Source organism: Chitinispirillales bacterium (genome assembly GCA_031254455.1).
Lineage (GTDB): Bacteria > Fibrobacterota > Chitinivibrionia > Chitinivibrionales > Chitinivibrionaceae > WRFX01.
Genome location: JAIRUI010000002.1, coordinates 1 through 3,323 on the forward strand (window position 1 = coordinate 1; position 3,323 = coordinate 3,323).

The 3,323-nt window shown below is 35.7% G+C and carries 3 protein-coding genes; all 3 read right to left on the reverse strand.

Features of this window, described 5'->3' with window-relative positions; all coding sequences use genetic code 11:
• Positions 1-433: 433 nt before the first annotated feature.
• The 3 genes from LBH98_00050 to LBH98_00060 are packed head-to-tail and all read right to left on the reverse strand — an operon-like array spanning position 434 to position 2,662.
• Positions 434-1,108, reverse strand: a complete 675-nt coding sequence (locus tag LBH98_00050; GenBank protein MDR0303155.1) for a hypothetical protein — start codon at positions 1,106-1,108, stop codon at positions 434-436.
• Positions 1,109-1,125: 17 nt separating this feature from the next.
• Positions 1,126-1,617, reverse strand: a complete 492-nt coding sequence (locus LBH98_00055; GenBank protein MDR0303156.1) for a 3'-5' exonuclease — start codon at positions 1,615-1,617, stop codon at positions 1,126-1,128.
• Between the two features lie 16 nt (positions 1,618-1,633).
• Positions 1,634-2,662 carry a hypothetical protein gene (locus LBH98_00060; GenBank protein ID MDR0303157.1) on the reverse strand — a complete coding sequence of 343 codons (1,029 nt, stop codon included), beginning with the start codon at positions 2,660-2,662 and terminating at the stop codon, positions 1,634-1,636.
• Positions 2,663-3,323: the final 661 nt, after the last annotated feature.

Below are 3,323 nucleotides of genomic sequence, written 5' to 3' on the forward strand. Positions count from 1 at the left end.
AAGACTTGGGCGAAAGCCCGTTTTACAGTTTTCTGTTATAAAAGTGCAAAAAATTTTTTAATTCATAACAAACATTTTAAATTACAATGAAATTTTTAGCAAAAATTAGCCGGAAAAAAATATTTTCACCCTTTTTATAGTTTGTTTATTTTTAAATTGTTAATTAGTGCTAATTTTTCTCTCTGAATCGCTGAAACTTTTCAACTTTGACTGCTAAAAATATTGCCCGTTTTTGAGGCATAAAAATGCATTATCTATCGCTACAGTTTAGCAGCTTTCACATAACGGCTCAGCGGCTTGGCGCAGGCGGGGCTTTCACTGCCGTTCGGACGGGCGATAAACTTCCAAATTCGCACAAACTTTCAGGCGAGCCACAGCCCCGCTTGCGCCAAACCGCTTGTTGCCTGCAGTGCATTTCTTGCATTTCTCTTGTCTATTTTTTAGTTTGCTCACTTATAAAATCAATTACCGATTCTTCTATTCCGCTCATTCGCAAATATCTTGGGTGATAAGTTCTGTATGTCAAAGTCGGCAAATTTGGGTGCTTTAACTGACACAATGTGTTAATGTCAAAACCGTTCACTTCAACAAATTCTATTTGCTCAAAGATATTTTCAAGGCGATAATCAAAACTATGACCTGTAAAAAACAGACAAATTTTTGGTTTTGTGATTTTTATTTCGTCAATCAGTAAATTATCTACGGTTGAGAATAGTTTTTCGTGTTCCGCATCTGGTCTTTCGCCGTTTTGGTCGTACTTGCTGATATTTGTCCAAGCGCACGAACAAGGTTCGTTACTTAATGCCGTTTCGATTTTTCGGATTACATTCCAAAAGGGCGAAGCATAATATTTTTCGCCAACATTGAAATCTTCGTATGCGGACATCATTCCTGCACACTCTTCTTCGGTAACAACATCTGAAAAAATTTCCCAACCGTAAGTTTCCTGCCCGATTGCAAGAAAAGGAAAAGATTGTTTTGCGTAATTTTCACTTGGCGACATCAAAAATGCGCCTGCAATTTGTTCGCCTTTGCAAATATCTTGAATATGCTGAAAATCAGATATTCGCTTGCAATATACTTTTAGAAGTTCGTCTTTAATGTTCATAAATTGAATGCTTTATGTTATTTGAAAATTTTTAATGCAATATATGCACACGCTTCAGCGTCTGCCAATGCGTGGTGGTGATTGTCAAGTCTAAATCCCAAATATTCCGAAACGGTGTGTAATTGGTGGTTTGGCAAATTTGGAAATTTTTGTCTTGCTTTTCGCAAAGTACAATAAAATTGATAGTTCGGATATTCCATATCGTACTGTGCGTAATTTGCTCTTAAACAGCCTTCATCAAAAGGACTATTGTGTGCAACCAACGGAAAATCTTTAATTTTTTCGGTTATTTTTGCCCAAACATCTGGAAATATTTTTGCGTTTTCTGTGTCCGATTTTGTCAAACCGTGGCAGTCGGTTGCCCAATAGCAGAAAAAATTAGGTTCGGGCTTTACCAACTTGTAAAATTTGTCGGTAATTATGCCGTTTTCTACAATTACAACGCCCACACTACAAATACTTCTGTATTGATTGGCGGTTTCAAAATCTATGGAGACAAATGATTTCATTAAAATTTGTTGTAATTTATTTGTTACATTCTGCTATTAAGCCGATAATATCTTTTTTGTCAAACTCGTCATATTCTTTTGCGAAAAATTCCGCAATATAATTAGCCAAATTTTCCAAAGCATCAGACGGCAAAGGTTTTCCATTCCGAAAATCATTGAAATTGAGTACATATTTATCTTTAGCGAAATTTTCTATAGGGTTATAAACTTTCGTCCAATCTTTTTCGGCTCCTTTTACTCTGTATCTGTAATTCTGATATTGCCGATTTTCAAATTTCGACCAAAAAGCAAAATACAATTTTCCGTTTCCCCATTGGTCGCCTACACGCAGCCACATTTCTTTGTCTATATGCCACCATAAAACATTAAGTTCGCCACTTGTTTCATCAGGTTCAAGTTTAAATTCCTTTAACTCTTGCTCTTGAATTTTTGAACGGACAAGTTCATTAATCTTTTTGACGTATTTTTTGCTGTTAATGTATGGTAATAATTTGTTTTCAAGAGCATTGAGGTTTTTTCTAACATCATCGTTAATTTCGCCTCCCAAGTTTATTTCTTGTGCCAAAGAGTTGATAATTCCAAAAATATGCTCTTGCATTTTCTTTGAAAATTCATCTGTATTATCAGATTCTTTGCTATTTGCATATTCGGCTATTTGCGTCAAATGTTGTAGTATGTCATTTACTGTTTTGGGTTTTGTATAAAGTACAATATCCTGCGAAACCATTCTCAACAAATCATTTACTTCTTCTAAAGTTACGGAACGCTTATCCCATATTTTCCATATTTCGCTGATAAAATTGTTGTACTTTTCTTTTTGAGTTTCAAAAACTTTCAAACTCTTTTCCCGCTTTTCGTCGCCCTCTGTTTGTCCTCGCAAAAGAAAAGCCGTAATAATGGCTGTGATAAATACTCCAATCAAAGCGCCGTAAAATTGGGTCGGCAAAATTTCAACATTGAACACTTTGAAAACGATTGCCGCCGCCAAAAAAAGAACGATAAAGGCTACAATAATGCCGTAAAAAACATAATCTTTAATTTTCATTCTGATATTTTTTTAAGTTTCCTGTTTCAAATAAATATTATCAAGGGCGGCGTAGCCGCCTTTGATAAATGGTTTTTACAAAGCAGGTTGGTGTTTTTTAGTTGGACTTTTTAAACACATACCATTTGTCAATGTTTGTAGGCTTGAATACTTATTTCCGCAATACTTGCAAGTATATTGGGATTTCTCACTTCCTTCGTACAATTCGTGTTTCTTTGTCGGACTTTTTGAACACATACCATTTACCAAAGTCTGAACGCTGGAATACTTGTTTCCGCACCATTTACAATAAAAATTTGCCATTTTGTTTTATTATTTTCGTTTTTACCTCCACTTTTTCGGCTATCGGTTTCTCCGCTCGTGTGTCGCCCGCGCATTGCAGGCAACGTTCTGGCGGCTTTGCGATGTTGCGGTTTCGCTTACGTTAGAGCGGGCTACAAGGTTTCAAAATCATGCTAAACTTTCCGCGTGATATGACCGCAATAGCGCAAAACCGACCGTTGGAAGCTGCCGAATTTTTTACTGTCTTACTTACAAAGTCTGTTTGTTTGCTCAAAAATTCGCTACAGAAATCTTAATAATTTTCTTTTTCAACTTTCATTTTTCATTTCATGTTTCGGTAACTTGTCAAAATACTTATTTTCTTTAACTTGTCTGATTA